The organism is Cryobacterium sp. W22_MBD10_FK3 (genome assembly GCF_052113745.1).
GTDB lineage: Bacteria > Actinomycetota > Actinomycetes > Actinomycetales > Microbacteriaceae > Cryobacterium.
In genome coordinates this window covers 158,681-172,299 of record NZ_JBGQOH010000001.1, presented here as the reverse complement: position 1 = coordinate 172,299, position 13,619 = coordinate 158,681, and the positions used below count along the sequence as shown (strand labels likewise).

Here is a 13,619-nt window from a genome sequence, read left to right as displayed (position 1 = left end):
CGCACGAATCCGGCGCCCCGACGGATTCGGTGCGGCGCGGAGTTGACCGGGAAACCGGTGTCGGCGAGATGCCAGCAACGCTGGTTAAGCTTGGGGCCGAAGTAACATCCCCGTTCCAGGCCGAAAGAGATCGCACGAATGTCAGAGAGTCCGGCCGCAGCCAGCCCCTACGAGGTGCTCGGCGTGAGCCCGTCGGTGACCGACGAGGAACTCCGCCGCGCCTATCGCCGTAAGCTCCGCCAGTCACACCCCGATGTCGGCGGCAGCGCCGCGTCCTTCCACGCCGTCCAGGTGGCCTGGGAGCGCGTCGGCAGCCCGGAATCCCGCGCAGCGTACGACGGCGCCCGGTACCCGGAGACCGCGTACTCCGCCGGCGCCACCGGGACGAGCGGCACGGGCGGCACCGGTCGCGGCCACGAGCCACGCACGTCCTCCTCGGGGATGAAAGCACGGATGCACGGCCACCCCGGCGGCCACTCCCGCCAGCGCTACCTGGCTCTGCTGCGGGAATGGGCCGGACGCGGCACCGTCATCGAGGACCCGTACGCCCCCGACCTGATCCGCTCGGCGCCGCGGGAGATCCGGCACCGCCTGGCCAAGGCCCTCGCGGAGGAATCCACCGCCCAGCTGATCTCCGGCCTCGGCATCGGCTACACGGCCTGGCACGACATCGCGACCCGCGACGACGTCGAGAAGATCGACCACGTCGTGCTCGGTCCGGCCGGGCTGTTCGCGATCCTCTCCGAGGACTGGGGGTCCCCGGTGCTGCTCAAGCGCGGCGAACTGATCGGCGACGCCCTCGAGCCCGGCGAGGAGCCGGTGGACGAGTTCGCCTCGGCCGCCCGGATCCTGGCGAAGTCGTTGCGGGTGCGGTTCACGGCGCTGATCGTGGTGGCTCCCGACGAGGCGGTTGCTGAACCGTTGTCGTTGCCCGGCCGCGGCCGGCGCCCCATGGTCGTGGTGATCCCGCGGTCCCGGCTGGTGCAGGTGCTGCGCGACGGCATCGCCGGCATGGAGCGGGGCAGCTTCGAGAAGGTGTTCGAGCTGCGCAGCACCCTGCAGAACGGCATCCGCTTCGTCGAAGACTAGGCGGCCGCGCGGCTCGGCCTGGGCCGCACCGACCGGCCTCAGACGGAGACGGCCTCGGCGAGGCCGAGCTTTTTCACCCAATAGCCCAGGAATGCGGCGCCGGCTTCGTCGTGAATGAGGTCGCCCTCCACGATCACGCGATACGGGCGGTCCAGGATGCCGTCGGCCGGACGCACATCCACGTGCGCCACGTCATAGCCGGCCGCGTGCAGGTGATCGGCCATCAGGTAGTCGCTGCGCGAATCGCCCACCGAGCGCCACAGACGGGGGAGCGGACCGCCCTGGGCGAAGAAGGCCAGCGCGCGTTCGGCGGCGTGGTCCTTGTCCAGGTCCACCGATTCGATGTCGGTGGAGATGATCGTGGTGTCGATGCGGAACGGCACCGCACGGTTCGCATCGGGGGAGACCGTGTCGCCGAAGCGCACACCCAGTCCGTGTTCGATCATGATCGCGTAGGCCGCCGCCTCGAATGAGGCCTGCGCGGCGTGGTACACGGCCCTGTCCACATCCGTTCGCTGTTCGACCGAGACCATGGCTAGCTTGGTCTCGTCGAAGAACATGGTGTCGGCGTAGTCGGTGGCGACCAGGGCGCGGATGCGGCCCGCCACCGCAGCCGGCAGGGCCACACTGTCGTCCACGACGACGTCGCCCATGCCGGCGTCGGTGATGGGGAACCATACGGCACCCTTCTCGCACACCCCGTACATGCGCATCCGGCTCGGCAGTCCCGCGGTAACCAGCGGGGTCACCACCTGCTCGCTGATGAACTGCGCCGACCTGCCGGTGATGAAGCCGATCGGCACGTTCGCACCGGCCAGGGTGATCAGGTCGGCGATGATGCTCGGCGTATTGATGGTTCGGGTGTCCGGACTGGCGATGGGGCCGTCAACATCAAGGAGCAGGCCGAGCGGGGAGCTGATTTCTGGCATGGTTCATTGAACCAGTTCCCGGTGCGGCCCGGAGCCGGGCCGCCACCGCCTATCGTTGGAGGTGATGATTACCAGACGAGAGGCAGCGCTTCGCCTCGACATTCCCCTCGAGATGGCCCAGCGCCACGACCTGCCCAGCCGGATGACCGAGGCTCAGCTCGCCGAGATCGAAACGAACCCGCCGGCCTGGCTGGTGCAGTCGCGGGCCAACCGCACCGGCAAGAAGCCCGTCTGGATCGAACTGACCTGCAGCGTGTGTGGCTTCACCGAGGCGGCGCGACCGAAGAAGTGGTGGCCGACGTTCACCTATCTCACCTGTGACCACCACGGCTACGACGAGCTGCCGGCGGCCGCGGCAGGCCTCAGCCGCCGTGAGGTCGACGGTATCGGCAGCCGCTTCATCGGCATCGTCGACGCCGCCGAACACAGCGACTGACCCGCCAGCAGACCCAGACCACCGTCCAGAAGCCGCGCCAGTCGGCAGCGGTTCCCCGACCTACCCGCGAGAGTGCAGCATCCATGAGTTTGATCAGGCTGAACGACGTCAGTGTGCGTTTCGAGAACACCCAGGTGCTCCGCGAGACCTTCTTCAGGCTCGAACCGGGCGACAGGGTCGGCATGATCGGCCGCAACGGGTCGGGAAAGACCACACTGATCAAGCTGATCCTCGGCCAGGTGACGCCGGACGCCGGCACTGTCACCGTCGACGACGGGGTGAAGATCGGTTACTTCTCCCAGTTCTCCGAACTGAACGGTGCGGAGACCATCACCCAGGTGCTGGACGCCCTGTTCGTCGAAATCAAGGCCGTGGAGGCGGAGCTCGCCTCGATCGACGCCGCGATCGCCGCCGATTCGTCGGCCAGCGCAGAGCTGGACCGGCTGATCCACCGGCAGTCTGAGCTGTTCGCCGACATGGACCGGCTCGACGGTTGGGACTACCCGCGCCGGATCGACAAGGCGCTGACCGTTCTGGGCTTCGACGAGGCACACCGCACCTGCACCATCGACGAGCTCTCCGGCGGCTGGCGCAACCGCGCCGCCCTGGCCAAGATCCTGCTCGAAGCGCCCGATGTTCTGCTGCTGGACGAACCCACCAACTACCTCGACGTTGCCGGGGTGGAATGGTTGGAGACCTGGTTCCGCGACTTCAACGGCGCCGCCGTGATCGTCTCGCACGACCGCACCTTCCTGGACTCCGTGGTGACCAGGATCATCGAGCTGGAGAACTTCCACCTGCACGAGTACCCCGGCAACTTCGGCGAATACGTGGTGCAGAAGCAGTTCCGGCTGAAGACCCTCGAGCAGCAGTTCGTGCACGAGTCCGAGCTCCTCGCCTTCGAGTCCGAGGGCATCGCCGACCGGCGCGAGGCGCAGAAGGCCGCCAGCCGCAAGCTCGGCAGCCAGCTGGCCACCATCAAGAAGTCCCGCACGCCGCGGCCGGTCGACAAGATCATCACCGAGATCTACGGCGGCCTGCACATCAAGGATGTGCTCTGCCGGGTGGAGATGCTCAGCAAGGCCTACGGCGACAAGGTGCTGTTCAACGACCTGAGCTTCGAGATCCGCCGCGGCAACCGCATCGTGGTGCTCGGCGCCAACGGCAGCGGCAAGACCACCCTGCTCCGGGTGCTCACCGGTGAGGAATCCGCCGATCACGGCCACGTGGACTGGGCCAAGGGCGCCGGCATGGTCTCCTACAACCAGGTGCTCGCCGAGCTGGACGACACCGACACCGTCAGTCACGCCGTCAACGCGCTCGAGGGCAGCCTGGCGTTCACGGCCACCAAGAAGTCGGTGAACCGGTTCCTCACCATGTTCCAGTTCTCCGAGGCCGACCTCAAGCAGAAGATCGGCAACCTCTCCGGCGGTCAGAAGGCCCGCGTGGCGATGGCGCAGTGCCTGCTCTCCGGCGCCTCGGTGTTGCTCCTGGACGAGCCCACCAACCACCTGGACATGTCCAGCACCCAGGTGATGGAGCGGGCGCTGGTGCATTTTCCCGGCGCCGTCGTCGTGGTCAGCCACGACAGGTTCTTCACCGACAAGATCGCCAACCGGCGCCTGACCTTCGGCAGCGTCGGCGCTCCGGCGGGCGAGGTCGCGGTCTCCGCAGCCTGACCCGGTGCTGAACCGACTGAGGGCCGGATCGCGAGATCCGGCCCTCAGTCTGCTTTGTTGCTACAGCGTTGCGCGCACCTGCACTGTCGCGCCGGCCGGGGCGTACGGCACGGTACGGCCCTCGATCGCCACGCCATCCACCTCGAGGCTGGCGCGGGAGCCGTCACGCCCCGAGTTGGCCACGGTGATCACATAGGTGGCGCCCCGCGCCCGCCTGGTGACGGTGAACTCAGCGACGTCCGGTCCGATCTGCGGGTCCACGACGAGGCCGTCATAGTCCGTGCGCACACCCAGCAGGTACTGGGAGACCGTCACGAAGTTCCACGCCGCCGTGCCGGTGAGCCAGGAGTTCTTGGCCTCGCCGTGCCTGACCGCTTCCTTGCCCGCGATCATCTGCGCGTACACGTACGGCTCGGTGCGATGCACCTCTGAGATCTCTTCCCGGTACGCCGGGGCGATCTTGCGGTAGTGGTCGAACGCCTTCGCGCCCCGGCCGAGCACGGTTTCACCGATGATCACCCACGGGTTGTTGTGGCAGAAGATGCCACCGTTCTCCTTGTAGCCCGGGGGATACGTCGACACCTCACCCAGTTCGATGCGATAGCTCCGGTAGGCGGGGTACTGCAGCACCAGGCCGTGGTCGGAACCGAGCAGCCGGTCCACCGAGTCGAGGGCGCGGAAGGCCGGGCTGGTCTGCACGGGGGTGCCGTCGGCGTTGTGCTCGACACCGACACCGGCGAGAACGGCGAAGCCCTGCGGCTCGATCCAGATTTGGCCCTCAGTGTCTTCTGAGGTGCCGACCTTGTTGCCGTAGAAGTCGTAGGCGCGCAGGAACCAGTCGCCGTCCCAGCCGTGCGTCAGCAACGCCTCGCTCATCCCGGCAGCGGCCGTGCGGGCTTTGTCGGCCTGCACGGTGTCGCCGCCGCGCTCCGCGATCGTGGCGTACTGGCCGGCGGCCAGAACGAACTGCGCGGCGATGAAGGTGGACTCCGCCACCCCGCCGGCCTGATTCTCGGTGGTCTGGAACGACTCGCCCGGGGTGGTGGAGAAGCAGTTCAGGTTCAGGCAGTCGTTCCAGTCGGCGCGCCCGATCAGCGGCAGACCGTGCGGGCCGAGGTTGTTCAGGGCGAACTCGAACGACCGGGTCAGGTGGGTGTACAGGGTCTCGGCGAGGGCGTCGTTGTTGTCGAACGGCACCACCTCGTCGAGGATCGTGTAGTCGCCGGTCTCCTTGAGGTAGGCATCCACCCCGATGATCAGCCACGCGGGGTCGTCATTGAATCCCGAGCCGAGCTCGTTGTTGCCGCGCTTGGTGAGCGGCTGGTACTGGTGATACGCCGACCCGTCCGGCAGCTGGGTGGCGGCGATGTCGAGGATGCGTTCGCGGGCGCGGTCCGGAATCAGGTGCACGAAGCCGAGGATGTCCTGGGTCGAGTCCCTGAAGCCCATTCCGCGACCGATGCCGGTTTCGAAGTACGACGCCGAGCGGCTCATGTTGAACGTCACCATGCACTGGTACTGGTTCCAGATGTTGACCATCCGGTTGAGCTTGTCGTCGGGCGACGTGACAGTGTAGGCGGAGAGCAGGTCGGTCCAATAGACGCCGAGGGCGTCGAAGGCGGCGTCTGCGGCCTCCGTGGTTGACAGCCGCGCGAGCAGCGCCTGGGCCCGGGTCTTGTTGATGACCTGCTTGGCGTCGTCGGCCCACTTCTCCTCGCCGTTTTCGGCGTTGTTCTCCACGTAACCGAGCACGAAGACCAGGTCGCGGCTTTCGCCGGGCTGCAGGGTCGAGTCGACCTGGTGCGAGCCGATCGGGTACCAGCCCGACGCGATCGAGTTCGCGCTCGCGCCGGCGTGCGGCACCTTCGCTTCGGCCAGCGTCTCGTAGAGCCCCACAAAGGTCTCCCGGTCGGTGTCGAAGCCGGCAATCTCGGCGTTCACCCCGTAGACGGCATAGTGGTCGCGCCGTTCGCGGTACTCGGTCTTGTGATAGATGGCGCTGCCGTCCACCTCGACCTCGCCGATGGAGAGGTTGCGCTGGTAGTTGGTCTGGTCGTCCTGGGCGTTCCAGAGGCAGAACTCGAGGTACGAGAAGAGGGAGAAGGTCTTGACGGTGTCGGAGGTGTTGGTGATGGTCACCTTCTGCACCTCCGCCGTCTCACCCAGAGGCACGAAGTACAGCGTGGAGACGCGCAGCCCCCCGCGCTCACCGGTGATGCGGGTGTAGCCCATGCCGTGCCGGGTCTCGAAGAAGTCGAGGTCCTTCTTCATCGGCAGCCAGCTGGATGTCCAGACGTCGTCGCCGTCCTTGATGAAGAAGTAACGCCCGCCGGAGTCGGTGGGGATGTCGTTGTAGCGGTAGCGGGTCAGACGACGCATCTTGGCGTCCTTATAGAAGGTGTACCCGCCCGCCGTGTGGGAGACCAGCGAGAAGAAGTCCTCGCTGCCGAGATAGTTGATCCACGGGTAGGGGGTCAACGGGGTCTCGATGACATATTCCCTGGCTTCGTCGTCGAAGTGGCCGAACTTCATGCGTGCACCTTTTCGGTTTGAACGGACCGGATGTGGTGGCGATTCAACATCCTGAATCCGCCGTCACAGCCGGGCCTAGTCTCAATGAGAGCGCTCTCACGGACGCTTGGGATGACTCTAGCAGCAGGAACGGGCCACGAGCACCCGTGTGTGGCACGGCACCACCGGCGCTCCGCGAGCCGACAGCGGGGGAGAGGTCAGGGCAATTTCCGGCCGCACGCGGGGCCGAAGAATTCATCGCTTAAACGAGACAGGGCCGGATCTAATGATCCGGCCCGTGAACTGTCTCAACCAGTTCTCGTTGACTGCTGTCTTACCAACAATCTCCGTGTCCGAGGGGGGACTTGAACCCCCACGCCCTATACGGGCACTAGCACCTCAAGCTAGCGCGTCTACCATTTCCGCCACCCGGACTGGATGTTTTCGGCCGCAGTTATGTTTTGCTGCCGGGGAATAACTTAGCACGGATCCAGAGCCCGTCCGGACACCGGTGCGCTCCACCTGCACCCTGGACGGCTCCAGCACGCCTCCGGCTGCCGGCAGGGGGCGGAGCCGCCTGGATGCCCGGTAGCGTGAACTGCATGACTGCAGCCGTCCCCACACCAGCTCCGGCCGACGCTCTCGACCTGACCGCCGAGATCGCCCGCGACCTGATCAGGTTCGACACCACCAACTACGGTGAGGGCCGCTCCAACGGCGAGACGGATGCCGCCGAATACGTGGCCGAGAAACTCCGCGCCCTGGGCCTGACGCCCGAGCTGTTCGACTCACAGCCCGGCCGCACCAGTGTGGTGGCCCGGGTGCCCGGCCGTGACCCGGCCAAGGGCGCCCTGGTGGTGCACGGCCACCTCGACGTGGTGCCCGCCGAACCGGCGAACTGGTCGGTGGACCCGTTCGGCGGTGAGATCAAAGACGGCATGCTCTGGGGCCGTGGCGCCGTGGACATGAAAAACATGGACGCGATGATCCTCGCCTCCCTCGGCGATGTGCTCGCTGCCGGCGGTCAACCCGAGCGTGACCTCGTCGTGGCGTTCTTCGCCGACGAGGAGGCCGGGGGAGTGTTCGGCTCGCACTACCTGGTGGACACCCGCCCTGACCTGTTCGCGGGAGCGACGGAGGCGATCAGCGAGGTCGGCGGGTATTCGATCAGCATCGGCGGCGAGCGGGCCTATCTGCTGCAGACGGGTGAGAAGGCTCTCATCTGGCTCAAGCTCGTCGCGCACGGCCCGGCCGGTCACGGTTCACGGTTGGTGACCGACAACGCCATCACCCGACTGGCCGAGGCCGTCGCCAAGGTCGGTCGCCGGCAGTGGCCGATCCGCCTGACGAACACCACCAGGCAGTTGCTCTCCGAGATCGCCCGGATCCTCGGCGTGGAGCCGCAGTCGATGGGGCCTGACGAACTGGCCCTGGCCACGGGCACCGCCTCCGGCTTCATCCAGGCCAGCCTCCGCACCACCATGAACCCGACCGTCCTCACGGCCGGGTACAAGCACAACGTCATTCCGGACCGGGCCGAGGCTCTCATCGACGTGCGCTCCCTGCCCGGCGAGGAAGACGCCGTCCTGGCCGAACTGGCCGAACTGGTCGGACCGGACATCGAGATCGTCGTGATGCACCGTGACGTCGGCCTGGAGACCGAGTTCGCCGGCCCTCTGTTCGACCGGATCGTTCAGACCCTCGAGACCCACGACCCGGGGGCACCGGTGCTGCCGTACCTGATGCCGGCCGGCACCGACAACAAGGCGCTGAGCAAGCTGGGCATCCAAGGATACGGCTTCGCTCCGCTGAAGCTCCCAGCGGATTTGGATTTTCCCGCACTGTTCCACGGCGTTGATGAGCGGGTGCCGCTGGACGCATTAGTGTTTGGCAGGACGGTTCTGACCGATCTGCTGTCGACCTACTAGCCCGACGACGTACTAGCTCACGACGCGTACCCGGCCAGACACAGCACACACGAAACGAGTATTACGTGGACTTCATCAACGCGGTCATCCTGGGCCTGGTTCAGGGACTGACCGAATTCCTGCCGGTCTCCTCCAGCGCCCACATCAGCATCGTCGGCCAGTTCCTCGGCACCGGCGAGGACCCGGGCGCCCGGTTCACCGCGATCACGCAGATCGGCACCGAAGCGGCCGTCGTGATCTTCTTCTGGCGCGACATCGTGCGGATCATCGGCCAGTGGGCGAAGTCCCTGGTCGGCAAGGTGCCGCAGAGCGATCCGGATGCCCGTATGGGCTGGCTGATCATCCTCGGCACCCTGCCCATCGTCATTCTCGGCCTGCTCTTCCAGGACCAGATCGAAACGTCCCTGCGCAACCTCTGGGTCACGGCGATCATGCTGATCGCCTTCGGAGTGCTGCTGGGCGTCGCGGACTACGTCGGCGCCAAACGCCGCAAGCTCGGCGATATCACCGTCGGTCACGGCGTCATCTTCGGCTTCGCGCAGGCGTTGGCGCTCATCCCCGGCGTCTCCCGCTCCGGCGGCACCATCACCGCCGGCCTGTTCCTGGGCTACGAACGTGCCGCCGCCGCCCGCTATGCGTTCCTGCTCGCCATCCCCGCCGTGCTCGGCAGCGGTTTCTACCAGATCTACAAGTCGGTGAAGGAGCCCTGCGTCGCGGCTGCCGCGAACTGCACCCCTGAGCTGTTCGGCCCGCTCGAGACCCTGGTCGCCACCGTTGTGGCGTTCGTGGTGGCGCTGTTCGTGATCGGGTTCTTCATGAACTACATCTCCAAGCGCAGCTTCATGCCGTTCGTCGTGTACCGCATCGCGCTCGGCGTCGTCGTGATGATCCTGCTCGGCACGAACACCATCGCCGCCTAGTTAGGCTGGAAGCATGCGCGCCTGGTCACAACCCCTCATCCCGTCGATCCCGGGAAGGTCAGACGCTCCGCGCCTGCACGACACGGCGACGGACGCGATCGTCGAAGCCAAGCCCAGCGACGTGGCCCGGCTGTACGTCTGCGGCATCACGCCGTACGACGCCACCCACCTCGGCCACGCCGCCACCTACCTCGCCTTCGACACCCTGCAGCGGGTGTGGCTGGACGGCGGCTATCGGGTGCACTACGCGCAGAACGTGACGGATGTCGACGACCCGCTCCTCGAGCGGGCCACGGCCACCGGCGTTGACTGGCGCGTCCTCGCCGCCGAGCAGACCGACCTGTTCCGGGCCGACATGGAAGCACTGGGCATCATCCCGCCCAACGACTTCGTGGCCGTCACCGATGTCATCGATGACATCAGCGCCGCCGTGCTGAAACTGCGCCAGTCCGCCCTGGCCTACCGGGTGGCCACGCCGGATGCCCTGCCGACCCCCGACGGCCCCGGAGCCGACCTCTACTTCGACATTCGTGCGGCCGAGCGCCAGGCGCCCTGGACCCTGGGCGAGGAGAGCAACCTCGACGAGGACACCATGCTCGCCCTGTTCGCCGAACGCGGGGGAGACCCCGACCGCGCCGGCAAGCGCGACAAGCTCGACCCGCTGCTCTGGCGCGCCGCCCGCGAGGGAGAGCCGGCCTGGGAGTCACCCGTCGGCGCCGGCCGCCCCGGCTGGCACATCGAGTGCTCGGTCATCGCCCTGGCCGAACTCGGAACCGACTTCACGGTGCAGGGTGGCGGCAGCGACCTGATCTTCCCCCACCACGACATGAGCGCCGGGCACGCCGCGGCGTTGTCCGGGCATCCGCTGGCGAAGGTCTACAGCCACACCGGCATGGTCGCCTACCAGGGCGAGAAGATGAGCAAGTCGCTCGGCAACCTGGTCCTCGTCTCCAGGCTGCGGGCAGGCGGCAGCGACCCGCGGGCGATCCGCCTGGCCCTGTTGGCGCAGCACTACCGCACCGACTGGGAGTGGACCGCCGGGCAACTCGACGACGCCGAAGCCCGGCTGGCCGCCTGGACACTGGCCTTCGGTCCGATCGCCGTTCCAGCGGCCGTCGCCGCCGGCATCGCCCAGGAGTCGGCCACGGCCGTCGTCGACCGCATGCGCGCGGCCCTGGTGAACGACCTCGACACCCGGGGTGCCCTGGCCGCGGTGGATGCCGCGGTGTCGGCCGGGGTCGACGACCCGGCGCTGATCGCCGGCGCGGTGCACGCGCTTCTGGGCGTGCAGCTCTAAGGAGCGCGCCGCTTGCGCGTCACACGGGGTCGGGTCCTAGGGCTGGCGGGGCTCAGGGCCCGGACCCTGCCGGCCGTCGGCCCAGCCGTCCCTGCCGTCGCCGCGCTTGCGCAGGTACCGCTCGAATTCCTGGGCGATGGCTTCCCCGCTCGCCTCTGGTGAGTCGACGGTGTCCCTGGCCTGCTCGAGCTGGCCGATGTACGCGGCCATCTCCTCGTCCTCGGCGGCGAGGGCGTCGATGCCGGTCTCCCACTCCGAGGCGTCGGTGACCAGGTCGCCACGGGGAATCACGACGTCGATGATCTCCTCGAGCTTGTCGATCAGGGCGAGCATGGCCTTCGGCGACGGGGCGTTGTGCACGTAGTGCGGCACCGACGCCCAGATGGAGAGGCTGGGGATACCCACGGTCTCGGCCGCGGCGGCCAGCACACTCAGGATGCCGACCGGGCCCTCGTAGCTGCTGCGTTCGATCTGCAGTTCGGCGCGCACCTCGGGGTTGTCGCTGGACACGAAAATCGAGATCGGCCGGGTGTGCGGCACATCCGCAAGCATCGCACCGAGGAAGACGATCCCGCTGACGTCAGCGGCGAGCACGGAGTCCAGGATCTCGGACGCGAAGCTCTTCCAGCTGCGCGAGGGCTCCGTGCCGATCAAGAGGTATATGTTCCCGGCGTTGGTGCCGCTCACCTTGAGCTGCGCATCCTCGGCCAGCGGAATCCCGCTGGCTCCGGGAACGACGGGGCCGTACATGACGGCGCTGGGCCATTCGATGACCCTCTGGCCGTCTTCGTCGGTGGAGATCGTCGGCCGGTTGAACTGGTAATCGAAGTAGAGCTCGGGGTCGATCCGCTTGACCTCCTCGACGTCGAGAAGGTCCTTCAGCGTGCTCGCGGCCCCCGTTGCGGCTTCACCCGCATCGTTCCAGCCTTCGAAGGCGACCACCAGGAGACGCCCGCTGAGGAACCCATTGCCGTCTGTCACTCTTTAAGACCTCGTGTATTCCGGCCTCCAGAACTGGGTGACCTCCTTCAAGGATAGGCGGTGCCCCCTAAACTTGAACCCCGTGACACCGAACCCAACACACTCAGCCCCACCGGCAGCCGTCCTCTGGGACATGGACGGCACCCTGGTCGACACCGAACCGTACTGGATGCGGGCCGAACACGAGCTCGTGGAGTCGTTCGGCGGGGTGTGGACGCACACCGACGCCATGCTCCTGGTCGGCTCAGGGCTGCTCGGTTCCGCGGCCATCCTGCAGAACCGCGGTGTCAATCTCAGCGCGGAGGCCATCGTCGACAGGCTCACCACACGGGTGCAGGAACAGCTCGCCTCTGCCGGCGTGCCGTGGCGTCCCGGAGCGCACGAGTTGCTCACCGAGCTGCACGGCGCGGGCGTGCCGATGGCCCTGGTGACCATGTCCGAACAGCGGATGGCGCGCCAGATCAGCGCCATCGTCGGCTTCGACGCTTTCACCACCATCATCTCTGGGGACATGGTGCAGCAGAGCAAGCCGCATCCGGAGGCCTACCTCACGGCAGCCGGCACCCTGGGTGTCGACCCCGTGCACTGCGTCGCCATCGAAGACTCCCTGCCCGGCGTGGCCGCGGCCGTCGCCTCCGGCGCCGTCGTCATCGCCGTGCCGCACATGGTGCCGCTCGAAGCGAGCGAGCACTACACACTGGTGCAAAGCCTGACCGGCAGTTCGCTGGCCACGCTCACCGAGGTCTACCGGTCCAAACGATCTTCCCTTTCCAGCCCCACCACACCCAAGGACGCAACACACGCATGAGCGACAACCAGGTCATCCAGAACAGCGGACCGTTCCGCGCCGGCGACAGAGTGCAGCTGACCGGCCCCAAGGGCAAGCTGAACACCATCACCCTCGAACCGGGCAAGACGTTCCACACCCACCGGGGAATCCTCGAGCACGACGACATCATCGGCCTGCCCGACGCCTCCGTGGTGACCAACAACGTGGGCGTGGAACACCTCGCGCTGCGCCCGCTGCTGATCGACTTCGTCATGAGCATGCCGCGCGGCGCGGCCATCATCTACCCGAAGGACGCCGCCCAGATCCTCGCCCAGGCCGACATCTTCCCCGGCGCCACCGTGGTCGAGGCCGGCGTGGGCTCCGGTGCCCTGTCGCTCTGGCTGCTGCGCGCCATCGGGCCGGCCGGTCACCTGGCCTCGTTCGAACGTCGTGAGGAGTTCTCCGACGTGGCGCGCTCCAACGTCGCGACCTTCCTCGGCCACGACCCGCAGAACTGGTCGATCACCCTCGGCGACCTCGCCGACACGTTGCCCGAGACCCGGCCTTCCCAGTCCGTCGACCGCGTCGTGCTCGACATGCTGGCGCCGTGGGAGTGCATCGACGTGGTCTCCGCCGCGCTCAAGCCCGGGGGAGTGCTGCTCTGCTACGTGGCCACGGTCACCCAGTTGTCCAGGGTCGCCGAGGCCATCCGTGCCACCGGCAACTACACCAACCCCGACTCGCACGAGACCATGGTGCGCGGCTGGCACGTGGAAGGCCTCGCCGTGCGGCCCGATCACCGCATGATCGGCCACACCGGCTTCCTCATCACCGCACGCCGCCTCGCGCCGGACACGATCCTGCCCGAGCTCAAACGCCGCCCCTCCAAGACCGACTTCAGCGATGCCGATGTCGAGCTGTGGACCCCCGGCGCACTGGGCGAAAGGTCGGTGAGCGCCAAAGTGATGCGCAAGCGTAACCGCACGGCCGAGAATGGTGCAGCACTCTCCAAGGCTCGGGACCTCGACGCCGGATAGGATGGGCCGAGGCCCGCCGCCCGCACCAGCGGTTTTTGCCAGC

General features: G+C 67.3%; 11 protein-coding genes and 1 tRNA gene. 8 read left to right on the top strand and 4 right to left on the bottom strand.

Features of this window, described 5'->3' with window-relative positions; genetic code table 11:
* Positions 1-138 precede the first annotated feature (138 nt).
* Entirely contained in the window at positions 139-1,089 is a 951-nt protein-coding gene (locus ACEN2M_RS00795) for a J domain-containing protein (RefSeq protein ID WP_441646236.1), read from the top strand.
* Between the two features lie 38 nt (positions 1,090-1,127).
* On the opposite strand, the gene ACEN2M_RS00790 is transcribed toward ACEN2M_RS00795, so the two are convergent.
* A complete protein-coding gene (locus ACEN2M_RS00790) occupies positions 1,128-2,018 on the bottom strand; it encodes a hypothetical protein (RefSeq protein WP_441646235.1) in 891 nt (296 codons plus the stop codon).
* A gap of 64 nt (positions 2,019-2,082) precedes the next feature.
* Between ACEN2M_RS00790 and ACEN2M_RS00785 the strand changes: the two genes are divergently transcribed.
* Together ACEN2M_RS00785 and ACEN2M_RS00780 are read left to right on the top strand one after the other, a co-directional pair.
* The gene (locus tag ACEN2M_RS00785; protein ID WP_441646234.1) at positions 2,083-2,454 is read left to right on the top strand and encodes a hypothetical protein; all 372 of its coding nucleotides are present in this window, start codon (positions 2,083-2,085) and stop codon (positions 2,452-2,454) included.
* A gap of 83 nt (positions 2,455-2,537) precedes the next feature.
* Positions 2,538-4,133: an ABC-F family ATP-binding cassette domain-containing protein gene (locus ACEN2M_RS00780; protein ID WP_441646233.1), complete on the top strand. Its 1,596-nt coding sequence runs from the start codon at positions 2,538-2,540 to the stop codon at positions 4,131-4,133.
* A 60-nt stretch (positions 4,134-4,193) separates the two neighbouring features.
* Here the strand turns inward: ACEN2M_RS00780 and ACEN2M_RS00775 are convergent, their stop codons facing one another.
* On the bottom strand, positions 4,194-6,665 hold the full coding sequence (locus ACEN2M_RS00775) for a GH36-type glycosyl hydrolase domain-containing protein (RefSeq protein ID WP_441646232.1): 2,472 nt from the start codon (positions 6,663-6,665) through the stop codon (positions 4,194-4,196).
* A 329-nt stretch (positions 6,666-6,994) separates the two neighbouring features.
* A tRNA-Leu gene (locus ACEN2M_RS00770) sits at positions 6,995-7,079 on the bottom strand.
* Positions 7,080-7,246: 167 nt separating this feature from the next.
* On the opposite strand from ACEN2M_RS00770, the gene ACEN2M_RS00765 reads away from it, so the two are divergent.
* The 3 genes from ACEN2M_RS00765 (at position 7,247) to mshC (ending at position 10,789) form a co-directional block, all read left to right on the top strand.
* Positions 7,247-8,572 (top strand): M20/M25/M40 family metallo-hydrolase, encoded by a 1,326-nt coding sequence (locus ACEN2M_RS00765; RefSeq protein WP_441646231.1) that lies wholly within the window; start codon positions 7,247-7,249, stop codon positions 8,570-8,572.
* Positions 8,573-8,637: 65 nt separating this feature from the next.
* Positions 8,638-9,492, top strand: a complete 855-nt coding sequence (locus tag ACEN2M_RS00760; RefSeq protein WP_441646230.1) for an undecaprenyl-diphosphate phosphatase — start codon at positions 8,638-8,640, stop codon at positions 9,490-9,492.
* 13 nt (positions 9,493-9,505) lie between these two features.
* A complete protein-coding gene (mshC, locus tag ACEN2M_RS00755; RefSeq protein WP_441646229.1) occupies positions 9,506-10,789 on the top strand; it encodes a cysteine--1-D-myo-inosityl 2-amino-2-deoxy-alpha-D-glucopyranoside ligase in 1,284 nt (427 codons plus the stop codon).
* Positions 10,790-10,825: 36 nt separating this feature from the next.
* On the opposite strand, the gene ACEN2M_RS00750 is transcribed toward mshC, so the two are convergent.
* Positions 10,826-11,770, bottom strand: coding sequence for a PAC2 family protein (locus tag ACEN2M_RS00750; RefSeq protein WP_441646228.1), 945 nt, complete (start codon positions 11,768-11,770; stop codon positions 10,826-10,828).
* Between the two features lie 73 nt (positions 11,771-11,843).
* Here ACEN2M_RS00750 and ACEN2M_RS00745 point away from each other — a divergent pair, with 73 nt between their 5' ends.
* Together ACEN2M_RS00745 and ACEN2M_RS00740 are read left to right on the top strand one after the other, a co-directional pair.
* Complete coding sequence (locus ACEN2M_RS00745) at positions 11,844-12,578, top strand: HAD family hydrolase (protein WP_441646227.1); 735 nt, start codon at positions 11,844-11,846, stop codon at positions 12,576-12,578.
* Positions 12,575-13,576, top strand: a complete 1,002-nt coding sequence (locus ACEN2M_RS00740) for a tRNA (adenine-N1)-methyltransferase (protein WP_441646226.1) — start codon at positions 12,575-12,577, stop codon at positions 13,574-13,576. Before ACEN2M_RS00745 ends, ACEN2M_RS00740 begins: the two co-directional genes overlap by 4 nt.
* Positions 13,577-13,619 lie beyond the last annotated feature (43 nt).

Coding starts and splice junctions, on each gene's coding strand:
- ACEN2M_RS00795 (WP_441646236.1), top strand. CDS start 139: ATGTCAGAGAGTCCGGCCGCAGCCAGCCCCTACGAGGTGCTCGGCGTG.
- ACEN2M_RS00790 (WP_441646235.1), bottom strand. CDS start 2,018: ATGCCAGAAATCAGCTCCCCGCTCGGCCTGCTCCTTGATGTTGACGGC.
- ACEN2M_RS00785 (WP_441646234.1), top strand. CDS start 2,083: ATGATTACCAGACGAGAGGCAGCGCTTCGCCTCGACATTCCCCTCGAG.
- ACEN2M_RS00780 (WP_441646233.1), top strand. CDS start 2,538: ATGAGTTTGATCAGGCTGAACGACGTCAGTGTGCGTTTCGAGAACACC.
- ACEN2M_RS00775 (WP_441646232.1), bottom strand. CDS start 6,665: ATGAAGTTCGGCCACTTCGACGACGAAGCCAGGGAATATGTCATCGAG.
- ACEN2M_RS00765 (WP_441646231.1), top strand. CDS start 7,247: ATGACTGCAGCCGTCCCCACACCAGCTCCGGCCGACGCTCTCGACCTG.
- mshC (WP_441646229.1), top strand. CDS start 9,506: ATGCGCGCCTGGTCACAACCCCTCATCCCGTCGATCCCGGGAAGGTCA.
- ACEN2M_RS00740 (WP_441646226.1), top strand. CDS start 12,575: ATGAGCGACAACCAGGTCATCCAGAACAGCGGACCGTTCCGCGCCGGC.